This is a genomic window from Rheinheimera sp. B2H12 (assembly GCF_059620065.1).
In genome coordinates this window covers 4,639,575-4,657,564 of record NZ_CM184363.1, presented here as the reverse complement: position 1 = coordinate 4,657,564, position 17,990 = coordinate 4,639,575, and the positions used below count along the sequence as shown (strand labels likewise).

The 17,990-nt window shown below is 53.2% G+C and carries 18 protein-coding genes; 10 read left to right on the top strand and 8 right to left on the bottom strand.

Annotation, left to right across the window (positions count from 1 at the left end; all coding sequences use genetic code 11):
- The first annotated feature begins 8 nt into the window (after window positions 1–8).
- The 8 genes from cyaY to AC53GJ_RS19835 all read left to right on the top strand — a co-directional run bounded on the left by cyaY (window position 9) and on the right by AC53GJ_RS19835 (window position 6,322).
- Window positions 9–326, top strand: coding sequence for an iron donor protein CyaY (gene cyaY / locus AC53GJ_RS19870; RefSeq protein ID WP_496730133.1), 318 nt, complete (start codon window positions 9–11; stop codon window positions 324–326).
- Window position 327: 1 nt separating this feature from the next.
- Entirely contained in the window at window positions 328–999 is a 672-nt protein-coding gene (locus AC53GJ_RS19865) for an alpha/beta hydrolase (RefSeq protein ID WP_496730132.1), read from the top strand.
- A 46-nt stretch (window positions 1,000–1,045) separates the two neighbouring features.
- Window positions 1,046–1,771, top strand: coding sequence for a DUF2914 domain-containing protein (locus tag AC53GJ_RS19860; protein WP_496730131.1), 726 nt, complete (start codon window positions 1,046–1,048; stop codon window positions 1,769–1,771).
- Between the two features lie 86 nt (window positions 1,772–1,857).
- Window positions 1,858–2,790, top strand: coding sequence for a hydroxymethylbilane synthase (hemC, locus tag AC53GJ_RS19855; protein ID WP_496730130.1), 933 nt, complete (start codon window positions 1,858–1,860; stop codon window positions 2,788–2,790).
- A gap of 2 nt (window positions 2,791–2,792) precedes the next feature.
- On the top strand, window positions 2,793–3,575 hold the full coding sequence (locus AC53GJ_RS19850) for a uroporphyrinogen-III synthase (RefSeq protein WP_496730129.1): 783 nt from the start codon (window positions 2,793–2,795) through the stop codon (window positions 3,573–3,575).
- Window positions 3,547–4,653: a uroporphyrinogen-III C-methyltransferase gene (locus tag AC53GJ_RS19845; RefSeq protein ID WP_496730128.1), complete on the top strand. Its 1,107-nt coding sequence runs from the start codon at window positions 3,547–3,549 to the stop codon at window positions 4,651–4,653. The genes AC53GJ_RS19850 and AC53GJ_RS19845 overlap by 29 nt, the downstream gene beginning before the upstream one ends.
- Window positions 4,650–5,783 carry a heme biosynthesis HemY N-terminal domain-containing protein gene (locus tag AC53GJ_RS19840; RefSeq protein WP_496730127.1) on the top strand — a complete coding sequence of 378 codons (1,134 nt, stop codon included), beginning with the start codon at window positions 4,650–4,652 and terminating at the stop codon, window positions 5,781–5,783. The genes AC53GJ_RS19845 and AC53GJ_RS19840 overlap by 4 nt, the downstream gene beginning before the upstream one ends.
- A complete protein-coding gene (locus tag AC53GJ_RS19835) occupies window positions 5,726–6,322 on the top strand; it encodes a DNA-deoxyinosine glycosylase (RefSeq protein ID WP_496730126.1) in 597 nt (198 codons plus the stop codon). The genes AC53GJ_RS19840 and AC53GJ_RS19835 overlap by 58 nt, the downstream gene beginning before the upstream one ends.
- Window positions 6,323–6,328: 6 nt before the next feature.
- On the opposite strand, the gene AC53GJ_RS19830 is transcribed toward AC53GJ_RS19835, so the two are convergent.
- On the bottom strand, window positions 6,329–6,736 hold the full coding sequence (locus AC53GJ_RS19830) for an acyl-CoA thioesterase (RefSeq protein ID WP_496730125.1): 408 nt from the start codon (window positions 6,734–6,736) through the stop codon (window positions 6,329–6,331).
- Between the two features lie 178 nt (window positions 6,737–6,914).
- Here AC53GJ_RS19830 and AC53GJ_RS19825 point away from each other — a divergent pair, with 178 nt between their 5' ends.
- Complete coding sequence (locus AC53GJ_RS19825) at window positions 6,915–7,742, top strand: hypothetical protein (protein WP_496730124.1); 828 nt, start codon at window positions 6,915–6,917, stop codon at window positions 7,740–7,742.
- Window positions 7,743–7,754: 12 nt separating this feature from the next.
- Here AC53GJ_RS19825 and AC53GJ_RS19820 read toward each other — a convergent pair whose 3' ends face one another.
- From AC53GJ_RS19820 to AC53GJ_RS19795, 6 genes are all read right to left on the bottom strand, one after another.
- Window positions 7,755–8,045, bottom strand: a complete 291-nt coding sequence (locus AC53GJ_RS19820) for a hypothetical protein (RefSeq protein ID WP_496730123.1) — start codon at window positions 8,043–8,045, stop codon at window positions 7,755–7,757.
- A gap of 27 nt (window positions 8,046–8,072) precedes the next feature.
- Entirely contained in the window at window positions 8,073–9,509 is a 1,437-nt protein-coding gene (locus AC53GJ_RS19815; RefSeq protein ID WP_496730122.1) for a hypothetical protein, read from the bottom strand.
- Window positions 9,510–9,584: 75 nt separating this feature from the next.
- On the bottom strand, window positions 9,585–10,901 hold the full coding sequence (locus AC53GJ_RS19810; RefSeq protein ID WP_496730121.1) for an energy transducer TonB: 1,317 nt from the start codon (window positions 10,899–10,901) through the stop codon (window positions 9,585–9,587).
- Between the two features lie 151 nt (window positions 10,902–11,052).
- Window positions 11,053–11,391 carry a rhodanese-like domain-containing protein gene (locus AC53GJ_RS19805; protein WP_496730120.1) on the bottom strand — a complete coding sequence of 113 codons (339 nt, stop codon included), beginning with the start codon at window positions 11,389–11,391 and terminating at the stop codon, window positions 11,053–11,055.
- 60 nt (window positions 11,392–11,451) lie between these two features.
- Window positions 11,452–12,099, bottom strand: coding sequence for an energy-coupling factor ABC transporter permease (locus AC53GJ_RS19800; RefSeq protein WP_496730119.1), 648 nt, complete (start codon window positions 12,097–12,099; stop codon window positions 11,452–11,454).
- A gap of 279 nt (window positions 12,100–12,378) precedes the next feature.
- Entirely contained in the window at window positions 12,379–14,565 is a 2,187-nt protein-coding gene (locus AC53GJ_RS19795; protein ID WP_496730118.1) for a TonB-dependent receptor, read from the bottom strand.
- Between the two features lie 337 nt (window positions 14,566–14,902).
- Here AC53GJ_RS19795 and AC53GJ_RS19790 point away from each other — a divergent pair, with 337 nt between their 5' ends.
- The gene (locus tag AC53GJ_RS19790; protein ID WP_496730117.1) at window positions 14,903–15,769 is read left to right on the top strand and encodes a LytTR family DNA-binding domain-containing protein; all 867 of its coding nucleotides are present in this window, start codon (window positions 14,903–14,905) and stop codon (window positions 15,767–15,769) included.
- A gap of 14 nt (window positions 15,770–15,783) precedes the next feature.
- Here AC53GJ_RS19790 and AC53GJ_RS19785 read toward each other — a convergent pair whose 3' ends face one another.
- Complete coding sequence (locus AC53GJ_RS19785) at window positions 15,784–17,964, bottom strand: hypothetical protein (RefSeq protein ID WP_496730116.1); 2,181 nt, start codon at window positions 17,962–17,964, stop codon at window positions 15,784–15,786.
- Window positions 17,965–17,990 lie beyond the last annotated feature (26 nt).

The window sequence follows — 17,990 nt, the reverse complement described above, 5'->3', positions numbered from 1 at the left end:
GAAAGGCAATGAATGACGTAGAATATGATGAGTTGACCGACAGTGTTTTATTGGCCGTAGAAGAGGCGATTGAAAAACTGGATCTGGATCTCGATTATGAAAACCATGGTGGTTTATTGAGTATCAGCTTTCCTGATCACAGTAAAATCATCATCAATAAACAACCGCCGTTACACCAACTGTGGGTGGCAACCAAATTTAATGGCCATCATTTTGAATATCGTGATGGGCGCTGGATTGATAACCGCAGTGGCAGTGAGTTCTGGCAGTTACTGAATGACGCCGCCTCGAAACAGGCTGGGGTAACAGTGGAGTTGGCACATTAATATGACACAGTTAGCTTTTGTCGATGTCAAACCGGCCGTGCCTGCCACTGCCGCCGTGATCTGGCTGCATGGCTTGGGGGATTCCGGCCATGGTTTTGCGCCAATAGTGCCGGAATTACGTTTGCCAGCCGGTCATAGCATCAGGTTCTTATTTCCGCATGCGCCGGAACGGCCGGTCACCATCAACGGTGGTATGCGGATGCGCGCCTGGTACGACATCAAAACGATGGATTTGCAAAACCGCGCCGATGAAACCGGCGTCCGCCAATCGGCGGAGCTGGTCAGTCAGTTGCTGGATAAAGTCATCGCCACGGGCATAGCGCCGGAAAAAATTCTGTTGGCTGGTTTTAGCCAGGGTGGGGTGATAGCCCTGCATTTGCTGCCGAGATTGCCATACAAAATTGCTGGTGTGATGGCGTTGTCGACTTATATGGCGGTGCCGGATCAACTGAAAGCCGAAATGAATACGCAGAATAAATCCACGCCAGTGCTGGTGGCGCACGGGGTGTCGGATCCTGTGGTGCCGTTACAGGCTGGTCAGGCAGCATTTAACAACTTAAAATATGCCGGTTTTAATGTGCGCTGGCAGGATTATCGGATGGAGCACAGTGTCTGTGCCCAGGAAGTCGATGATCTGAGTCGGTTTATTCAGCAACAATTATTGGCAGAGTAAGCTGTAACAACAGTGCCAGCCAGAGTCATCGCAAAAGAGAGTGCCAGTGCCTGAACCAGTGTCTGAATCAGCCAAACTGACGGTGAAAGTCAAATTGCATCCGGCGCCTTTGCCGGCTGAATTGCCGCAGGCCAGGCCCACAGTGGTTTGGTCGGTGCCGCGGCTGAGCCTGGCCTTGTTGCTGTTGCTCGTGTTACTGGCTTTCAGCTGGTGGGGGCTGGCAGGATTGACCAGTCCAGCCAGTTCGCTGACGGATCCGGCGGCCAGCAGTCGTGTGTCGCCAAATCAGCCGCCGCAGTCCGGCGCGACACTTGAGCCAACGCGGCCTGAACCAGGTTCTGCACCTGTCGCTGCTGAGCTGGCCAAAGTCGCTGACGGTAAGGTGACTGCGGCAGCGGACAGAGACACCAGCAGCCAGGCCGTCACGACCAGGTCTCAGTCCGGTTTGCCGGCTGGTTTTAGCCGGATTGTGTTGACGGCACGGATGGAGCGGTTAGAACCAGATTTGCCGCAGCAGTCACCCGTGTTGCAAGCAAAGGTGCAGCGGCTTTATCTGTTTACTGAATTACGCGGTTATGCTGGCCAGCAGCTCAGACATCGCTGGTATTATCAACAGCAATTACAAACCGAAGCCGTGCTGACCATCGAAGATTCGCCGTGGCGCACTTACAGTGAAAAGTGGTTGTTGCCGGATCAACTCGGGGCCTGGCGCGTGCAAATTCTTGATCAGGCGCAAAATGTGTTGTACCAGCACGACTTTCAATATCAATAGCGGCTATAATAGCGCCAGTTTTTCGCCGATGCAGCGCCACAGGCCTTTGCTGTGTGCGTTGCAGCCTTCAGATACAGGTTTCTTGCATGACTCAACTAATCCGAATTGCCACCCGAAAAAGTGCCCTGGCGTTATGGCAGGCTGAATATGTGAAAGCCCGGTTAGAGCATTTTCATCCCGGCTTACAGGTTGAGCTGGTGCCCATGTCGACGCAGGGCGACAAAATTCTGGATACACCACTGGCCAAAATTGGTGGTAAAGGCCTGTTTGTCAAAGAGTTAGAAACGGCCATGCTGGACGGTCGTGCCGATATCGCCGTGCACAGTATGAAAGATGTACCGGTCGAATTTCCGGCTGGGTTACAGTTGCAGACGATTTGTCCGCGTGAAGATGCGCGCGACGCCTTTGTTTCGAATCAATATAGTGATTTCAGTGATTTACCTGCAGGCGCTGTGGTGGGAACTTCCAGTTTGCGCCGGCAGTGCCAGCTGAAAGCCATCCGGCCTGATCTGCAAATCCGCGATTTACGGGGTAATGTCAATACCCGGCTGGCCAAATTAGATCAAGGCGAATATGACGCCATTATTCTGGCTGCGGCCGGTTTGATCCGGTTGGGGTTTGCCGATCGCATCCGCACTTATCTGTCAGTGGAACAAAGTTTGCCAGCCAATGGTCAGGGTGCAGTTGGTATTGAATGCCGCACTGATGATGTCAGGGTGCAACAATTACTGGCGCCACTGGAACATTTGCCGACCCGGCAGGCGGTGCTGGCCGAACGTGCGATGAATCGCCGGTTACAGGGCGGTTGTCAGGTGCCGATTGGCGCTTATGCCATTCATCAGGGCGATGAGCTGTGGCTGCGCGGCTTAGTCGGTCAGTTAGATGGTCAGCAGATTATTCAGGCAGAAGTCCGTGGCCCGGCTACTGCGGCAGAACAGCTTGGACTGACGCTGGCAGAACAATTACTGGCGCAAGGTGCTGGTGAGATCCTGAGCGCAGTTTATCTGGCGGCTGAATAACCATGTTACCAGGGCCTGAGTTTGCGGTGCTGATCACCAGGCCAGCCGGCAAAGCCGATAATCTGTTGGCCGGTCTGGATGAACAGGGCATTCCATACAGCTATCAGCCGCTGATCACCACCCAGCAGGTCGCGCTGAAAAGCCGTGATCTGCAGCATTTACAGCAAGCCGAACTGATTATTTTTGTCAGTGTGTCGGCGGTGACCTGTCTGGAACAGCAATTTGATTTAACCCGGTTGCAGCAGCCCTTACTGGCAGTCGGTGCCACCACGGCTTCAGCCTTACAACGCAGCTGTGGCCGGCCAGTGCAAGCTCCGCTGGATCAGCGCAGTGAAGGTATTCTGACATTGCCGGAATTACAACAGGTGCAGCAACGGCAAATTGTGATAGTGCGCGGTAATGGTGGTCGCGAGCTGATTAAACAGGCGTTGCTGGCACGTGGTGCCCACGTCAGTTATGTGCAAAGTTATAAAAGAGTACCGTTGCCGCTAGATGGTCAGCGCTTGTCTGACCAGTGGCGTCAGCAGCAAATTCAATGTATCGTAGTCACCAGCAACGAAATTTTATCCCTGCTGGTGCAATCTTTGCCGGCATCAGCCCAGCCCTGGTTACAGCAGCGGCAGTGGATTATGGTCAGCGCGCGGATGGCAGAAACTGCTGTTACGCTGGGGATCCCGGCGTCGAATATTACTCTGGCTGCCAACGCCAATGATCAGGCGTTGTTGCAGACAATTGGTCAGTTAAGAAGGAAATTTCATGAGCGAGCTCAGTCCAGTGCTGAATAACGAAGCAGCGCCAACGAACGGTCCGGCCTCTGTGGTGCCGGCAATGTCACGCCGCAGCCCGTTTGGTGCTGTGCTTGGCACTATGGCACTGGCGATCTCGCTGGGCTCAGCTGGCCTGGTTGGCTGGTTTTTTTACAGCTGGCAACCGCAGTTAGTGGCGTTACAACAGCAACAAGGTGCGCTGTCGCAACAGCAACAACAGCAGCAGAGTGTATTTGAACGTCAGCAACAGCAATTGCAGCAGGATATGCAGCAACAACTGGTGAATGTGGTGGCGGATTTACAAGCCAAAGCGCAGGAGCAAAGTGATAAGAACCAACAAGAACTGGCTAAGCTGCAATTACAGTTAGATCAACAGAGCGGTAACGTCAAAGGTTGGCAATTGCTGGAAGTGGATTATTTCCTGCGACTGGCTGAACAAAAGCTGTTTCTGGAACAGAACGTAGCCGCCGTGGTGCAAGTGCTGGAGTTGGCTGAGCAGCGGCTGAAACAAATGCAGGATGCCAGTCTGGTGGCCGTGCGCGAAGCCATAGGTCAGGACAAACGGATGCTGGCCGAATTAAATACGCCCGATATGCATCAACTGCATCTGACCTTATCGAATTTGCGTCAGCAAAGTCTGATCTTGCCCCTGCGCCAGTCTGAGCGGGCGATGGATCACCAGACCGAACAAGAGATTACCGAAGATGCTGCCGACTGGCAGGCCAATCTGGCGTTGTACTGGCGTAATTTCTGGCGTGGGCTGATCCAGGTGCGCGCCAGTCTGCCGGAAGATGGGGTTAGTTTGACGGCGGAGCAACAAATCAGTGTCCGCAACACCTTAACCCAGCAGCTGTTGCTGGCGGAGCTGGCGGCAATGCAGCATAACCAGGCAGTCTATGCGGCTGCGATCCAACAAAGTGCTGACAGCTTACAACGTTATTTTGCTGCCACTGAACCGACAGTGCAGCAAATGGCAGATGAATTAGTGCTGTTGTCGGCGTTGCAGGTCAGTTTGCCATTGCTGGCGCCGCTGAAAAGCCCACAATTATTTGATGCCTACCGGCAGGGACAAACCAATGCGGAGTCGGCGTTATGATCCGGCTGGCATTGCTGATCGCTATCCTCGGACTGGCGATGTTATTGGGGCCTGTGCTGGCGAATCATCCTGGTTACGTCATGCTGGTGGTGGCCGGTGTCACTATCGAAGCCACTTTTGTCGGTTTGATGCTGGTGCTGTTGTTGACAGGGCTGGCCTGTTGGTTAAGTTGGGTGCTGTGCAAAAGATTATTTGATTTACCCAGACTGAGTTTCAGCTTCTTACGTTCGCGCAAAGAACGCCGTGCCCGGCAGGCGCTGCAGCAAGGCATGCTGGCTTTTGTCCGGCAGGACTGGCAAAGCGCGGATCAGTATTTCTCCATCGCCAAGGCTGAGCCGGAATGGCAAAAAATGAAACAAATTATGGCCTGTTACAGTGCGCAAAAACACGGTGATCTGGCCAAAGCCAATCAATTGGCTGCCGCATTAGAAACCGATGATCCGGATAACTGGCTGGTGGTAGCGGATCTGTATCTGCAACAACAGCAGCCAGCCCGCGCCGTCAGTTTCCTCAGTGACAAAATTGTCGCCCAGCCCAAAGACAGCAAGCTGGGTCGGTTGTGGTTACAAGCCCTGACTGCAGCTGGCCAATGGCAAACACTGCTGGAGCAGGTACCGCTGGCACTGAAGCAGCAATGGTACAGCAAGGCGCAATGGCAGCAGCTGCGTTATCAGTTATATCCGGTGGCCATTCAGGGATTGGCGGCGCAAGGCCAGTTTGACGAAAATGCCGCTTATTGGCAGCAATTACCTGCTAAAGAGCGCAAATCTATCGCTGCAACCTTAGGTAAAGTCTGGGCCAAAGCTGTGGCTGGTCAGCCGGAGCAAGCAGAAAAATTGTTACTGGACAGTCTGGCGCTGGCCGATCTGACGCTGGCCTGGCCTGTGTTGCAACAGATCCAACTGGGCCGCTCTGTGTTGCAGCTGCGCAAGCAAGCCCAGCACTGGTTACGTGATCACAGTAATAATGGTTATCTGTATGCCGTGTTGAGTTATTGTGCGGCGCAGGAAGGGGAAGCCGAGCAGGCCAGCCATGCCTGGCAAAAAGCCCTGCAATATCAGCCGGAACTCGCTTGTCAGGCGGCAACTCAGGCGGTAACCACAGCACTGCAGCCGCAGCCGGCGGTCTGAGCACTGTGACCGCATTGCCGCTGTTAACAGGTTTGCCGCCTTTGGTGCAGCCTGGGGTGCAAGTGCTGATCCTGGGCAGCATGCCGGGACAGGTCTCTTTAACCCAACAATGTTACTACGGTCATCCACGGAATCAGTTCTGGCAACTGATGCAGGCGTTATTTGGCGTCGAGCCTGCTTTGCCTTATGCCACACGTTGTCAGGCCTTGCTGGATGCCGGCGTCGCCCTGTGGGATGTGATAGGCCAGTGTCAGCGACCTGGTAGTCTGGACAGTGCTATTGTCAGCGACAGTATAACTTTTAATGATGTTGCCGCTTTGTGCCGGCAGTATCCTGAAATCCGGCAGATTTGGCTCAATGGTGGCAAAGCCGCGCAAAGTTTTCGCCAGTATCAGCGCTGGCTGGCTGCGGGCGACTGGCCTGGTGCCGGTATCAGGATCCGAACTTTGCCTTCGACCAGTCCGGCCCATGCCAGTGTCAGTTTTGCTGACAAACTGCTGCTATGGCAACCAACACCGCAACAGCCGTCCACTGCTTAAGCTGGATTATTCCGTCAGATGTTGTTCCAGCCGTTGTTTTAACGCGCCTTCAATCGGTAACGCTTTACCAGTTTTCCGATCCAGACAGACAAAAGTAATATCGGCATCAGCCACCAGCACCGCACTGTCCTGAATATGGATCTGTTGATGGATGACAGCACTTTTGCTGCCAATTTTGCTGAACTGACTGGAGATGGCCAGAACTTGGCCATTGGTGGCAGCTTGCCGGTAATTGATATTGATGTTCACAATCACCCAGGCCAGATTTAGCTGTTCAAAAAACGCCACGTCACCACTGTCTTCCAGATAGCTCCAGCGCGCTTCTTCCAGAAACTCCAGATAACGGGCATTGTTGACGTGTTGATAAATATCTAAATGATAACCACGAACTTTGATCAGGGTTTGATGCGGCATACAATTTTCTCTGGTTAGACCTGTTGCTGAATTGTCGCTGATCGGGCGCTGGTCGGCAATAGTTCTGTGGCTGAGCGGCTGGCTCAGCTTTTCATCAGGAATTGCTCAGGGTAAACGGCTGGTGTTGCCAGTCGGCAGCACTTAGTCTGACTATCATTCGCAATTTCTGACGGAGGCTATGATGCCATCTTTCCCAAAGTCACTGATGATCCTGAGTTTAAGTCTGCTGGCAGGCTGCGGTTCAGATCCTGCCAGCAGCAGCAACCCGCCGAAGCCACGGCCACCGGTGCAGCAGCCACCTTTACCTGTGATTACGCCTGGCCTGGCGGTGCCGGATAACAGAGCCGGCGCTCGCTTTGAAGTGTTGTTATTTGGTAACAGCCATGTCCAAAGCCATGATTTAGCAGTGATGTTGCAACTGATGTTGCAACAGGGCCGGCCGCAAGCGACCAGCAGGGTGCAACTGGCGGATGATTGGGCTTTTCTCGATGAACGAATGACCGATGGCCGCAGCTGGCCTTTGTTACAAAGCCAGCCCTGGACGCATCTGGTGCTGCAGGGACAAAAGTATTCCACCACAGGCCTGTATAGTTATCCCATCGATGCCAGCCTGCACTGGATTGCGCTTGCCAAGCAATTGCAGATCACCCCGGTATTATTTCCGGAACATGCCAGAGCAGGGAACAATGAAGAAGGTGAGCGGGTTTATCTGCTGCATCAGCGCATTGCCAGGCAGGAAGCTGCTTGTGTGGCGCCTATTCCGCTCGGCTGGTATCAACTGATGCAACAAACAGGTTTGCGGTTACATGAGCCCGATGGCAACCACGCCAATAAAACGGGCGCGGCTTTTACCGCCTTTATGTTGTATCAGGTGCTGAGCGGCGATCCGGCCGATCAACTGCCCACCATTCCGGCACTGAACATTTCGGCCGCTGTGCAGCAACAGTTACGGCAATGGGCGTCCGCCACTTTACAGCAGTATCCGGCTTGTAGTTTTGCCGGTTAAACCGGCAGCACTTTATTGCGGGCCAATCAGCCAGGGCAGGCCGGCGCTGATGGCCACAGCGCTGAGCCAACTGAGCAGTACAAGGGCAGGTTGTCCCGACAAACGTAGCAAAATGACCAGAGCTGCCAGCAAACAAAATACTGCCCAACCAATAGCGCCGAGAAAGTATAACGCCAGCACCGCTTGGTTCAGTATGCCGGTGGCAGCGTCACCGGCATAAGCGCGTAACAGAAAGGTAAATATCAGGCCAGCCAGCGGCCAGCTGAGTAATTTTAAACCATTGGTTTGCCAGAAAAGCTTCATGGGTTTGCTCCGTTGCGGGGCACCGCGCTATTGGGTTTCATCAACTAAACAATGTTGTTTAAAGGCCAGCATTTGTTGATGCGACTGTTTAAACCGGAACTGTTGTTGTGTCAGATATTGCTGTAAGGCCAGGTTTTCCGTCAGATCCATATTTCTGATGCTGATATGTAACACATCTTCTGCTGCTGAAGGTTGCAGCTGTGCCCCTGCGGCCACCAGTTGTTGCAACAACGGGGGGCCGCCATACAGATAACCAGCAATGGCAAGCCGATCATCCGCTGCGGTGACTTGCTTGAGCAAACGTTGAATAATATCAGCCTGGTAATGCTGATAATTGTCCATACTGACCCAACCAATGGCATAAGAATCCGGCAGATAATCTGTATTGTTGTCAGGCAAAGGTTGTTGTTGCAACAAGGCAAACAGCACCAGCGAGTGCTGATAGCTGTCCGGTGCTTGCTGAAAAGTGGCTGGTAAATCAGTCCGGCTTTGTTGTTTTGCTGCCAATTGCTGATAGCTGGTTTTATTCAGTTGATGGGCTTGTGCAGCCAGCAGCATGGCTGGCGCTGGCTGAAACTGGCTATTCGCTGCCGGGTAAATGCCCATGGACAGGGTCTGATTTAATTGCCGGCAATAGTCAGAATCAATAGCTTTGCTGATATCAAAATGATAACCCGCTGGCGCCATCTCGTTGGTGAGGGCCTGAGGTTGTGGCTGGGCTGGGCTTTGAACGGCTGCAGGCTTATTGCTGAGCTTGGCTACCGCAGCCGCCATCTCTGTGGCTGTAATGTCGGTCACTGCATAAAAACTAACGATGTCTTGCCGCTGGTTTTGTTGCGCCAGTGCCAGTAAATCGAGGCTGTTCACCCCCGCCACAGTGGCTGCACGCAGCTCAGTGACCGCAAAGTAACTCAGCAGGTTGTGTAACAAGGCCGGGCTCGAGCGCAAGCTTTGCGTATTGACCAGGGTAAAGAGGCTATTCAGGGTTGGCGGATAGGACTGCAGTGCCGATTCAATCACAGCGACAGGTGCATCCACCGTGACTAATACATCGGTAATGGAGTAGTCAGCCGCGCTGCGAAATGTGGTGCTGCTGCGATGCGTGCTGAGATAATCAATCAGTGCTTGCCAGTCACCGTTTTTTCTGGCTTCTTCCAGCAGAGGCAAAAAATCTGCAAGTGCATACACTTCTTGTTGCAGTGCAGCCGTCTCCGCCAGCATGGCATCAATTTTCTGCTTGCTCAGCGGGCTGCGCTTAGGATTTAGTGAGGCAGAATATTTCAGCAGTAAAAAATCGACGGCAGACGCCGTGTTTTGTTCAGGGCCGGCAACAGCATTGGCCGGCTGATGACTGCCCTGAGCTGGCGTGCCAGCTGCGGTCAGAACTGCCGGCAAAGCGGCAGCAAATGGCAGTTTTGGCAGTAAATAAAACGCTGTCAGCGCAGCGCCACTGAACCCAATCAAGGTTAAAATCCATTTTTTTTCATTGCAAGCTCTGTAAACCCTGTTGGCGGCACAGCCACCAACAGGGGCAATTATTTATAAAAATTGTTTTTTCAGCTCAGTCGCCAATGGGTAATTTTTTGCAATCGCCTGGTCCAGCAACTGCAAACCTTGCTCGCGTTGCCCTTGCAGCAACAGCCTGGTACCGGCCCAGGCCATGACTTCAGCATGTTGCTGACTCAGCAAATATTGTTCCCAGTCGTCGTGGTAGGCCGCCATGATACGTTGGGCATCAGGATCGCCATTTTTGGCAGCTTCTGACCACCAATATTTGCTGGATAACGTCAGCGGCGCCTGCTGTAAATGCCGCACGCTGATTTTGGGCTGACGGCTAAATTTATGCCGGTACAGACTGTAGTCGCCGGCTCTGACTTTGCCTGTCAGTTGTTGTCCTACCAGTTCAGGCTGCTCATTCTCGACGTCCGGCTGGAAATGATGCACTTTGCTGATGGTTCCTTTCTCATCTGTGCTGACCTTGGCATAACCATAAAAACCTTTGATCGCCGCTTTTGGCGCAGGCGTCGGCTTAAATAAAGATAAATCCAGTTGTGCGCTCAGTGGTTGGCTGGCATCGAATTCAGGTCTGTTGCCACTTTGGATCGCCACCATTTCCAATAAAGTGCCTAACACCAATTGATGCTGTGGCACCCCGGCAACTGCAGCATCCCACAGTTTATAGTCAGCGATGGTTTTATCCACTTTGGTCAGATTCACGCCGCCTTCAAGTGCAAAACTGAGATTAATTTTCCGGATATGTTTTTGACCATCAGCTTGATAACGCCACTGTTTCAGCGCGGTGATAGAGTTTTTTTCGAATACATTTTTTGGATAAGAGTCCAGCGTATCAACAGCGGCCACTTTGCCTTCTTCATCGACCAGTAAGCGCAGTGTGACATAGCCAAACAGGCCTTTTCTGGCCGCTTCCACCGGATAGCGGGGCTCCATCCGTTTGATCGGCAGTGGCAATAACTTGTCATCTTCTTCCTCACCGGTAAAGATATTGATTTTGACTTGCTGTTGTAACTGCTGGAATTGTTGCTCTGCTTGCTGCAGCTCAGCAGCGGACGCCTCAGTTGACAGTTTTTGCAATAAGGCTGCGGCTTGCGGATGCTTTAACTCTGCCGCCAACATCAGATAAGTCAGCGCTTTACTGGTGTTTTTCGGTTGGCCTTCACCATTCAGCGCCATCGCGGCCAGATTAAAACTGGCAACTTCATTGCCAAGCGGCAGTAATTCGGTAAATTTGCTCGCAGCAGTACCAAAATCTTGTTGTTGGTAGGCTTGCAGGGCCTGCAGCATATCAGCCTGACAGGATAAACTAGCGGTTAGTAACAGCGGGAGTAAGCTACGCATCAGAAATTCCTTTTCAATCATCGGAAAATGAACATAGCAGCAAAGTAACTTTTTGTAAATATGATGTGTCTGTTGTGTCTGTTGTGTCTGTTGTGTCTGAATTGGCCTGATGCCGCCCGCTGACCGGCATCACAGCAGCGGCCGGACAGTATTATTGCTGCGGTCTGGCCTGATTGTCAGCCGTGTTTTGTGGCAATAACTGTTGATAAGCACCAGCATTGACGACCCGCTGGTAACCCAGTTTTTTTAACTCGGCCTCGGCCAGCCCGCTGCGACGACCAGAACGGCAATACAGTTGGATCTCGGCATTTTTATCGAGGGTCAGTTGCTGGATACGGTTGGCGATGTCGGTATGCGGAATATGGATAGCGCCTGGCAAATGACCTTGCTGAAATTCCGCCGCCGAACGGACATCAATCCAGATGGTTTCAGCCAGCAGCGGTAGGTTGGCGAGGCTCATGAGCAAACAGCAGAAGGTCACAAGTTTCATTTATTGTCTCCGGTTGCAGGTTGGGCAATCTGAGCGCTGGTCAGCATGCTCAGGTCAGACTCAGCGCTCGGGCGATAAATAGTCCCGCTGATAAAAGGTGCGCAGCCATTCTGGTTTATACACCGCCAATAAGGTCAAAGCTGCACCGTTTAATAATGCCTCCGGAAACCAAATCAGCAAGCTAAATAACAGATAATTGTCGTAAATAGTGTCCCAGTCATAACGGCCATCGAGCCAGAGCAGACCCGCAGTGGTGCAGATCTGCAGCACGATGGTAAGCGCGGCACCGATAAAACCGGCGACAAAAATATAGATAAACAGCTGTCGGCTCAGCCGGTGATAACTCCACAGAAAGAGCGCATAACTGCCAAGCACCGGTAGCAGAACCTGGCTGAGGAAAATAATGCCACTGTCCTGCCAGGCCAGTTTGCCTTGCAGCAGCAAGGCCAGTAAAGGCACTAAGCCAAGCCAGAGCGCAATCCGATAACCATGGCACAGCACCAGGGTGGTCAGCAGCAGAAAATGCAGTTCTAAGCCAGTTTTGATGCCGGCCTGGATGCTCCATAACACCGACAACGCCGCCAGGCTGGCAAAAACCAGATGCTGATAAACCCGCTCTTGCCGCAGTTTGGGCCAGAATTCGGCCGGATAACTGGCGGCAATCACCGCCAGACCAAACACTAAACAACCCAATTGCAACAACGACATCAATAGCAACTCATCTGATTGCGATCCAGGCCGTTAGTATATACCCAAACAACCTGCAGCTACTCGTTTTGAGCTCTGCTAAAAAACCATTCACCGAATCGAAAATGCTGCCTTCGGACGGGGCTCAAAGCGTCTGATACCGCGTTAGCGCTTGTCGCTTTGGAATGACCAAAGCTTCCAACTGCGGCCTTGTCGCAAACACTTTTATCAGCCGCAAAAAAGCATCTTCAAGTTGTTTGGGGATAAATTGAATTGCCGGGGCAAGCTGCCCCCGGCTGGTTAAAATCTGATGGTCAGGCCCAGACCAGGAAATGGAAAATCCGGAAACTCGTAATCGAGTTCATAGTGACTGTAATCGGCGTTCCACTCTTGTTCCTGGACAGTTTTGTTGGCGTAGATATTTAATACTTCGGCATAGAGGGAGACAGGGTAAGGCCCCCACTGCGTCTGATAATCCAGCCGCAGGTCCAGTCGATGCATGGCGTCACGGCGGGCACCATTAAATTCGCCTTCAATCGGATGATAAAACAGCGCTGGCAGGCTGGGATCTGGCCGCCCCTGCCGGGTTGGAAAGACCGGCCGGCTGCCATAAATTTCGGTAAAACGGCGACCACTCTGATAACGCCATTTCAGGCCCAGTTGCCATTGTTCATGCCATTGATACTGCAGCACGGCATTGAGCTGCAGCGGAATATCCCACTCGTAGTTAAAATCCTGCGCCAGCAAGTCGTTATGGCGTTGGTTATGACTGTAGCTAAGGCTAAACCAGCCGTACCAGCCATCACTCAGATCCCGGTTTAGCAGCAGCTCAGCACCACGGACAGTACCGCTGCCGCCATTGACAAAAGCCGGCACTGTCGCGACCAGACTGGGCTGGTTGCTGGCCCCGCTGTGTTGCCGGGCCGGATTGGCGACAAATAAGCCGGATAACTTTTTCTGATAAAGCTCTAGTTGCCAGCTCCAGCCCGGGCTGAGTGGTTGCGAAAATGCCAGGCCAATCTGCTCGGCCTCTTCCAGCTCAAGCTGTGGATTGCCAAACACCGCAGAGAGCAGCTCAGGTCGGCGAAACCATTGATGGTGCTGACCATAAGCCAGTTTGAGCTGCCAGTGTTGCCATGCTGCGCCAGCCTCTGGCGAGTTGGCTGAGTTGAGCGCATCAGCTTGATAACTCAGTTCCAGTCTGGGTTCGACAAAACTTTGCTCCGTAAAGTTATTCTGATCCAATGCCAAGCCGGCCTGATACTGCCAGTTGCTGTCAAGCTGTTGCTGCCAGTTGGCAAAAGCCCCGCTAAAACGGACACTCTTTGCCAACTGATCTTGCAATAAAGGCGCATACAAAGCTGGCGGGCAACTGGCAGTTTCTAGGTTACAAGGCTGGCTGCGGCCACTGAACTGTAAATCCAGTTGTTGCTGTTTCAGTTCACCACCCCATTGCAGCACGCCAGCATCGAAGTCTGTGTCGGTGGCTGCTTTGAACAGCCATTCATCGAGCTGACTCTGTTGGGTAAAGCTGATGCCTTGGGTAATGTCTTCACTGCGGGTCAGATAATTCAGTGCCAGTTGGCTGGCGCCAACACTGTGGCTGAGCTGCCAGACTGCGCCCAGTTGCTGATACTCACTCTGAAAACCTTCGCCGCTGGCTAAATCAGGGTTTTTGCCAACATCGCGACTACCGGCGTCAAACCGGCGTCGCACTTTATCGCTGGCGCCGGTGGCCGTCAGTATCAGTGCTTCGTCCTGGCTTAATTCCCAGCGCAGTTTGCTTTGAAAATCGTTGTTGCGTGGTGGTATCGCAAAATCAAACTCTTCATCTTCAATAAAATTATCGACATACAGATGAATAAAACTTTGCCGTACTGAGACATAAAAAGCGGCCTGTTCATTGAGTGGCCCTTCATACAACAGCGCTGAGCGGATGGCACCCAGATCCAACAGGGTTTGACTTTGGTCTGGATCCGGATCTTTCAGGCTGGTCAGGATCACGGCCCCGGTTGCATCGCGGTATTGCGGCCCCCAACTGCTGCTTTGCAGGCTGAAGCTATTGATCAGCAAAGGATTAAAAGTGCTGAGCCCATCATTGTGGAACACATAACCGACCGGCAAAAAATCGGTCTGATAGTCGTTATCCAGCGGGGAACTGCCACGCACGGCCGGCCGCGCCACCGGACCACCGCTGGATGGGGTGGCCAGCGTCACGCCGGGTAAGGCTTCCAGCGCCCGCAGTGGATCACTGCCGGTGCCAGCCAGTTTTAAAATTTTGCTGGTACTCAGTTGCAGGCCCTGTGGCGTGCGGCCGAGAATTTGCATCACTTCTAATGAGTCCGCTTGCGAGCCTGGCGCTGTGTTAGCGGATACCTGAGTGGTTAATTTTGGTGGCACTGGTTCGTTTTGTGTTGTGGCGGCGCTGATGGCGGCGCTAAACGTCAGTGGATATAACAGGGCAAAACTGAACAACTGCTGTGGCATGGATCCTCCGTGGTGCGCACTAAAAACAAGCGACTGAGTGGTCACTCAAACTGTGGTGCTGTTGTTTGCTGTGCGTGCAGCATCACCAAAGCATCAGTGTCTGAGTAACCACAGCATTGCCTGACTGTGGAGGCGGCGCGAGTGAAATTGCACCAAAGGGCAAGATTTTGCACCAATGGACAGTACACCCGGGGGGAGGACAGTGTTGTCAGACAAAAGCTATGCGGATCAATTATTTGTCTTGTATTGCAGCAGTGCTTTATGCTGTTGTCATCAGACTGAAGGTGTTGTGCAATACCATCAATATTACAAACTGTTATCAAGCCACAGGAGTTTTATGCAACCTTTGCTGGACAGCACCGATCTGCGGCCTGCGCCTTATTTTTATGGTGGGGCGACAGTGCTGGGGCTGTTGTTTGCCTTCAGTAGCAGTACGGTTTCCACCCTGTCATTGCCCTTTTTATTGCTGTTATGGCTGGGGCAAACGTTGTTACCTGTGGCAATGTTGATTAAAAGCCAGCAATTTTGGCAGCATCAGGCCTGGACTCAGCGGTTGTCACCCTGGTTGCAATTAACGCTGGCTGGTGTCAGTGGTAGCGTGCTGTTCTGCGGACCCGCGTTAGTGTTAGATGTGGTGATTGGGCTGGAACCCTGGTATGCCACAGCGCAATTATGGTTACAGGCGCTTGGCCAGGAAGTACTGGGTGTGACCCCTGTGGTCACTTTAGCCTGGCTGGCTTTGAATGCACCTTGGGTTTTGGGTTGGCGTTTAGTGCGCGCGCAGCGGATGCAAGTGGCAACTGAGCTGACAGCAACAGCAGTGCCGCAGGGCTCAGTCGCGACACCGCCGGTTGGTGTGATCACAGATATTTTTGCCTTGCCGATTTTTGCTGCAGTGCCGTTGGCAAAAAGAGCGGAACTCTATTACCTGAAAGCTGAATTGCATTATTTACAAGTGGTGACAGCCAACGGCAGTTGTTTGATTTTATCCAGTTTACGCGATGCGATTGCCGTGCTGGAACAAGTCCCGGGCCTGCGCGGTATCCAGCCGCACCGTTCTTATTGGGTCAACCTCAGCGCAGTGCAACAACTGCGCCGTGATGGTCGGCAAGGCAGTTTATGCCTGGCCGATGGTAGCCAAATCCCGGTCAGCCGCACTGCGTTAAAAACAGTAGCGGCCTTGGTGCAGCCCAGCCTTGACTAAAGCCAACTACTGCTTTACCGCCGACGGCGTCGCCACCAAAGGCCAGCGCACAGCGTCAAGCCAAACAGCGCTGCGGCCAGGATTGGCCCGCGTTGCTGGCGCAGCCCCTGCTGCAGCTGTTGTTGCAAGTTTTGGCTGGCGCGGCTGGCGGCGCTGCTAAAATCTGGCGCCGGGCAGCGAATACCGATATCGGCGCCCCAACTGACATATGGCCCTTGCGCCAGATAACGCTGGTAATATTGTTGTGCCAGCGCCGGATCGCGGTTGATCAACCAGGTTGTGGCGTGGCACAGACTGGCGGCAAAGGCCTGACTATTGTGCGGTAGCCAGTCGGCACTTTGCGCCGCCAGTTCTGCCGCCAGGTAACGATAATGGAATCTTTTGTCCGGCACCGCACTGCTGTCACTGCTGCGCTGTTGTTCAGCTGCCGGAATTTGCCACTGCTGCGGCGGCGCTTCAGGCGGTTGATAAAACTCAAACTGGCCGTAAAACACCTGATAATCCGGCGCCAGTTCAAAACCCAGCAGTTCCAGACCATGCTGCCGTGTCAGGCTGGCGGCCTGGAATAATGCCGCCGCCCGTGCCACATCCGGCAGGCCCAGTTGCTGCCGGATAGGGCTCAGCCAGTTGGGCTGACTTTGTGCTATGGCATCACTGTAGCGGGCGGCCAGTTGTTGTAACGCCGGTTCGACAAAATAGCGCTCTGCCTGGGCCAACTCACCAGCGCGCAGCAAGCGGCGCGCCAACAGCTGCCGCAACAGCGTGTTGGGCTCAGTATCACCAAAATACTGCCATTCTGACGGCGCTTTTGGCTGACCGGCCGGTACTTGTTGGTCGACAAACTGTTGCAGCTCGGACAAGGTCAATACGCGCTCGGCAATATAAGCGGTGTCTTGCCAGTACTGGCTGCCACTTTGATATAGCAGTTGCATGGCCGCCAGATAATCGCCCCTTTGCAGTTGCAACACGCCGGCTTCGGCTTGTAACCGGCATTGGCTATCCAGTTGCAGTTGTTGCAGCATCTGCGGTCTGGGGACTTCGGCATAGCGGTCTGGTTGCAATGCAGGAGGTGGTAGTTCTGCTGGAAAGGCTTTCGCCGCTTTGGCATAAGCCGCAGCAGCAGCGGTTAAATCATTGTGTCGCAATGCCATTTTCGCGGTTAACCACCAGCGCAGCGGGCTGTTGTCAGCCTGAGCCAATAACAGCTCAACCAGTTCAAACTGGCCTTGTTGATAACTCAAAGCAGCCAGTTGCAGTGCGTTGTCAAGCCGCACTTGTGGTTGTTGTAATAACAGTTGGCTCAGCCTGGTGAGTTGCTCCGGTGCCTGATAGCTCAGCATTTGTTGTTGCGTCAGCAGATAACGACTCAGTAACTGCGCCACTTTCGGCTGCGCCAATAACGGCGTCAGTTCAGCATCCGGCAGCGCCAGCAGTTGTTTACTGAGTTGTAATAAAGAGGCGCGGCCTGATTCGTCATAACCAGCCTGTGCGGCGTACAGGCCTATAGCTTGTTGCCAGTCATTGGCGGCCAGCCGCAAGCGGGCTTGTTCGCCCAAACTGGCCACCGCCAGTTGTAACGGATCGGCCAGGCCGGCGCTTACTTCCTGCTGTAAGTTTTGCAGTAATTGTTGCGCTTCCAGAGTGGCGGTCGGCTCTGCTTGTTGCAGCAGTAAGCGCGCCAGTGAATACATGGCCCAGCTGCGACGTTGCGTTTGTTGCGCAGCGGGTAAAGCTAATAACTGTCGCCATAAACTGGCTGCATTGACATGATCCTGGCTGGCAAAAGCCACGGCGCCAGCGGTGTAGAGTTTTAATTCCAGCGGCAGTGCAGCACCGATTTGTAAGGCTGTGGCAGCATCGCTTTGCTGACGCATCAGTGCCACTAAGGAAGCTTGCTCGGCGGGCAACAGCTGTTGCTCGGCTTGTTCGGCTGCGCTAATTGTTCTTTCCAGTTGCCAGTCATACTGACTGGCGAAACTTTTGGCTGGCAGCGGGAAGGTGGCTACTTTCGTTGCCAGCGCTAAAACTTCAGTGGCAAATAAAGGTTCAGGCAATTGCTGCAAATGCTGGCCACGGTCGGATAATAATTGCAGTGGAAAATCAGGCCCGCAAGCCAGCACCGGCATAGTGATAAGCAGGGTGGTCAATACACTGACCTTGGTCAGTGGCTGGCGTGGTGTCCTTGGCATGTGCATTTTGAGGTCCATCATGGTTGAAAAGG

What these genes read in the sequence shown, in the direction of transcription:
- AC53GJ_RS19840 (WP_496730127.1), top strand. Translation starts at nt 4,650, where the DNA reads ATGATCCGGCTGGCATTGCTGATCGCTATCCTCGGACTGGCGATGTTA.
- AC53GJ_RS19820 (WP_496730123.1), bottom strand. Translation starts at nt 8,045, where the DNA reads ATGAAGCTTTTCTGGCAAACCAATGGTTTAAAATTACTCAGCTGGCCG.
- AC53GJ_RS19805 (WP_496730120.1), bottom strand. Translation starts at nt 11,391, where the DNA reads ATGAAACTTGTGACCTTCTGCTGTTTGCTCATGAGCCTCGCCAACCTA.
- AC53GJ_RS19790 (WP_496730117.1), top strand. Translation starts at nt 14,903, where the DNA reads ATGCAACCTTTGCTGGACAGCACCGATCTGCGGCCTGCGCCTTATTTT.
- AC53GJ_RS19830 (WP_496730125.1), bottom strand. Translation starts at nt 6,736, where the DNA reads ATGCCGCATCAAACCCTGATCAAAGTTCGTGGTTATCATTTAGATATT.
- AC53GJ_RS19850 (WP_496730129.1), top strand. Translation starts at nt 2,793, where the DNA reads ATGTTACCAGGGCCTGAGTTTGCGGTGCTGATCACCAGGCCAGCCGGC.
- AC53GJ_RS19865 (WP_496730132.1), top strand. Translation starts at nt 328, where the DNA reads ATGACACAGTTAGCTTTTGTCGATGTCAAACCGGCCGTGCCTGCCACT.
- cyaY (WP_496730133.1), top strand. Translation starts at nt 9, where the DNA reads ATGAATGACGTAGAATATGATGAGTTGACCGACAGTGTTTTATTGGCC.
- AC53GJ_RS19825 (WP_496730124.1), top strand. Translation starts at nt 6,915, where the DNA reads ATGATGCCATCTTTCCCAAAGTCACTGATGATCCTGAGTTTAAGTCTG.
- hemC (WP_496730130.1), top strand. Translation starts at nt 1,858, where the DNA reads ATGACTCAACTAATCCGAATTGCCACCCGAAAAAGTGCCCTGGCGTTA.
- AC53GJ_RS19785 (WP_496730116.1), bottom strand. Translation starts at nt 17,964, where the DNA reads ATGCACATGCCAAGGACACCACGCCAGCCACTGACCAAGGTCAGTGTA.
- AC53GJ_RS19800 (WP_496730119.1), bottom strand. Translation starts at nt 12,099, where the DNA reads ATGTCGTTGTTGCAATTGGGTTGTTTAGTGTTTGGTCTGGCGGTGATT.
- AC53GJ_RS19810 (WP_496730121.1), bottom strand. Translation starts at nt 10,901, where the DNA reads ATGCGTAGCTTACTCCCGCTGTTACTAACCGCTAGTTTATCCTGTCAG.
- AC53GJ_RS19795 (WP_496730118.1), bottom strand. Translation starts at nt 14,565, where the DNA reads ATGCCACAGCAGTTGTTCAGTTTTGCCCTGTTATATCCACTGACGTTT.
- AC53GJ_RS19845 (WP_496730128.1), top strand. Translation starts at nt 3,547, where the DNA reads ATGAGCGAGCTCAGTCCAGTGCTGAATAACGAAGCAGCGCCAACGAAC.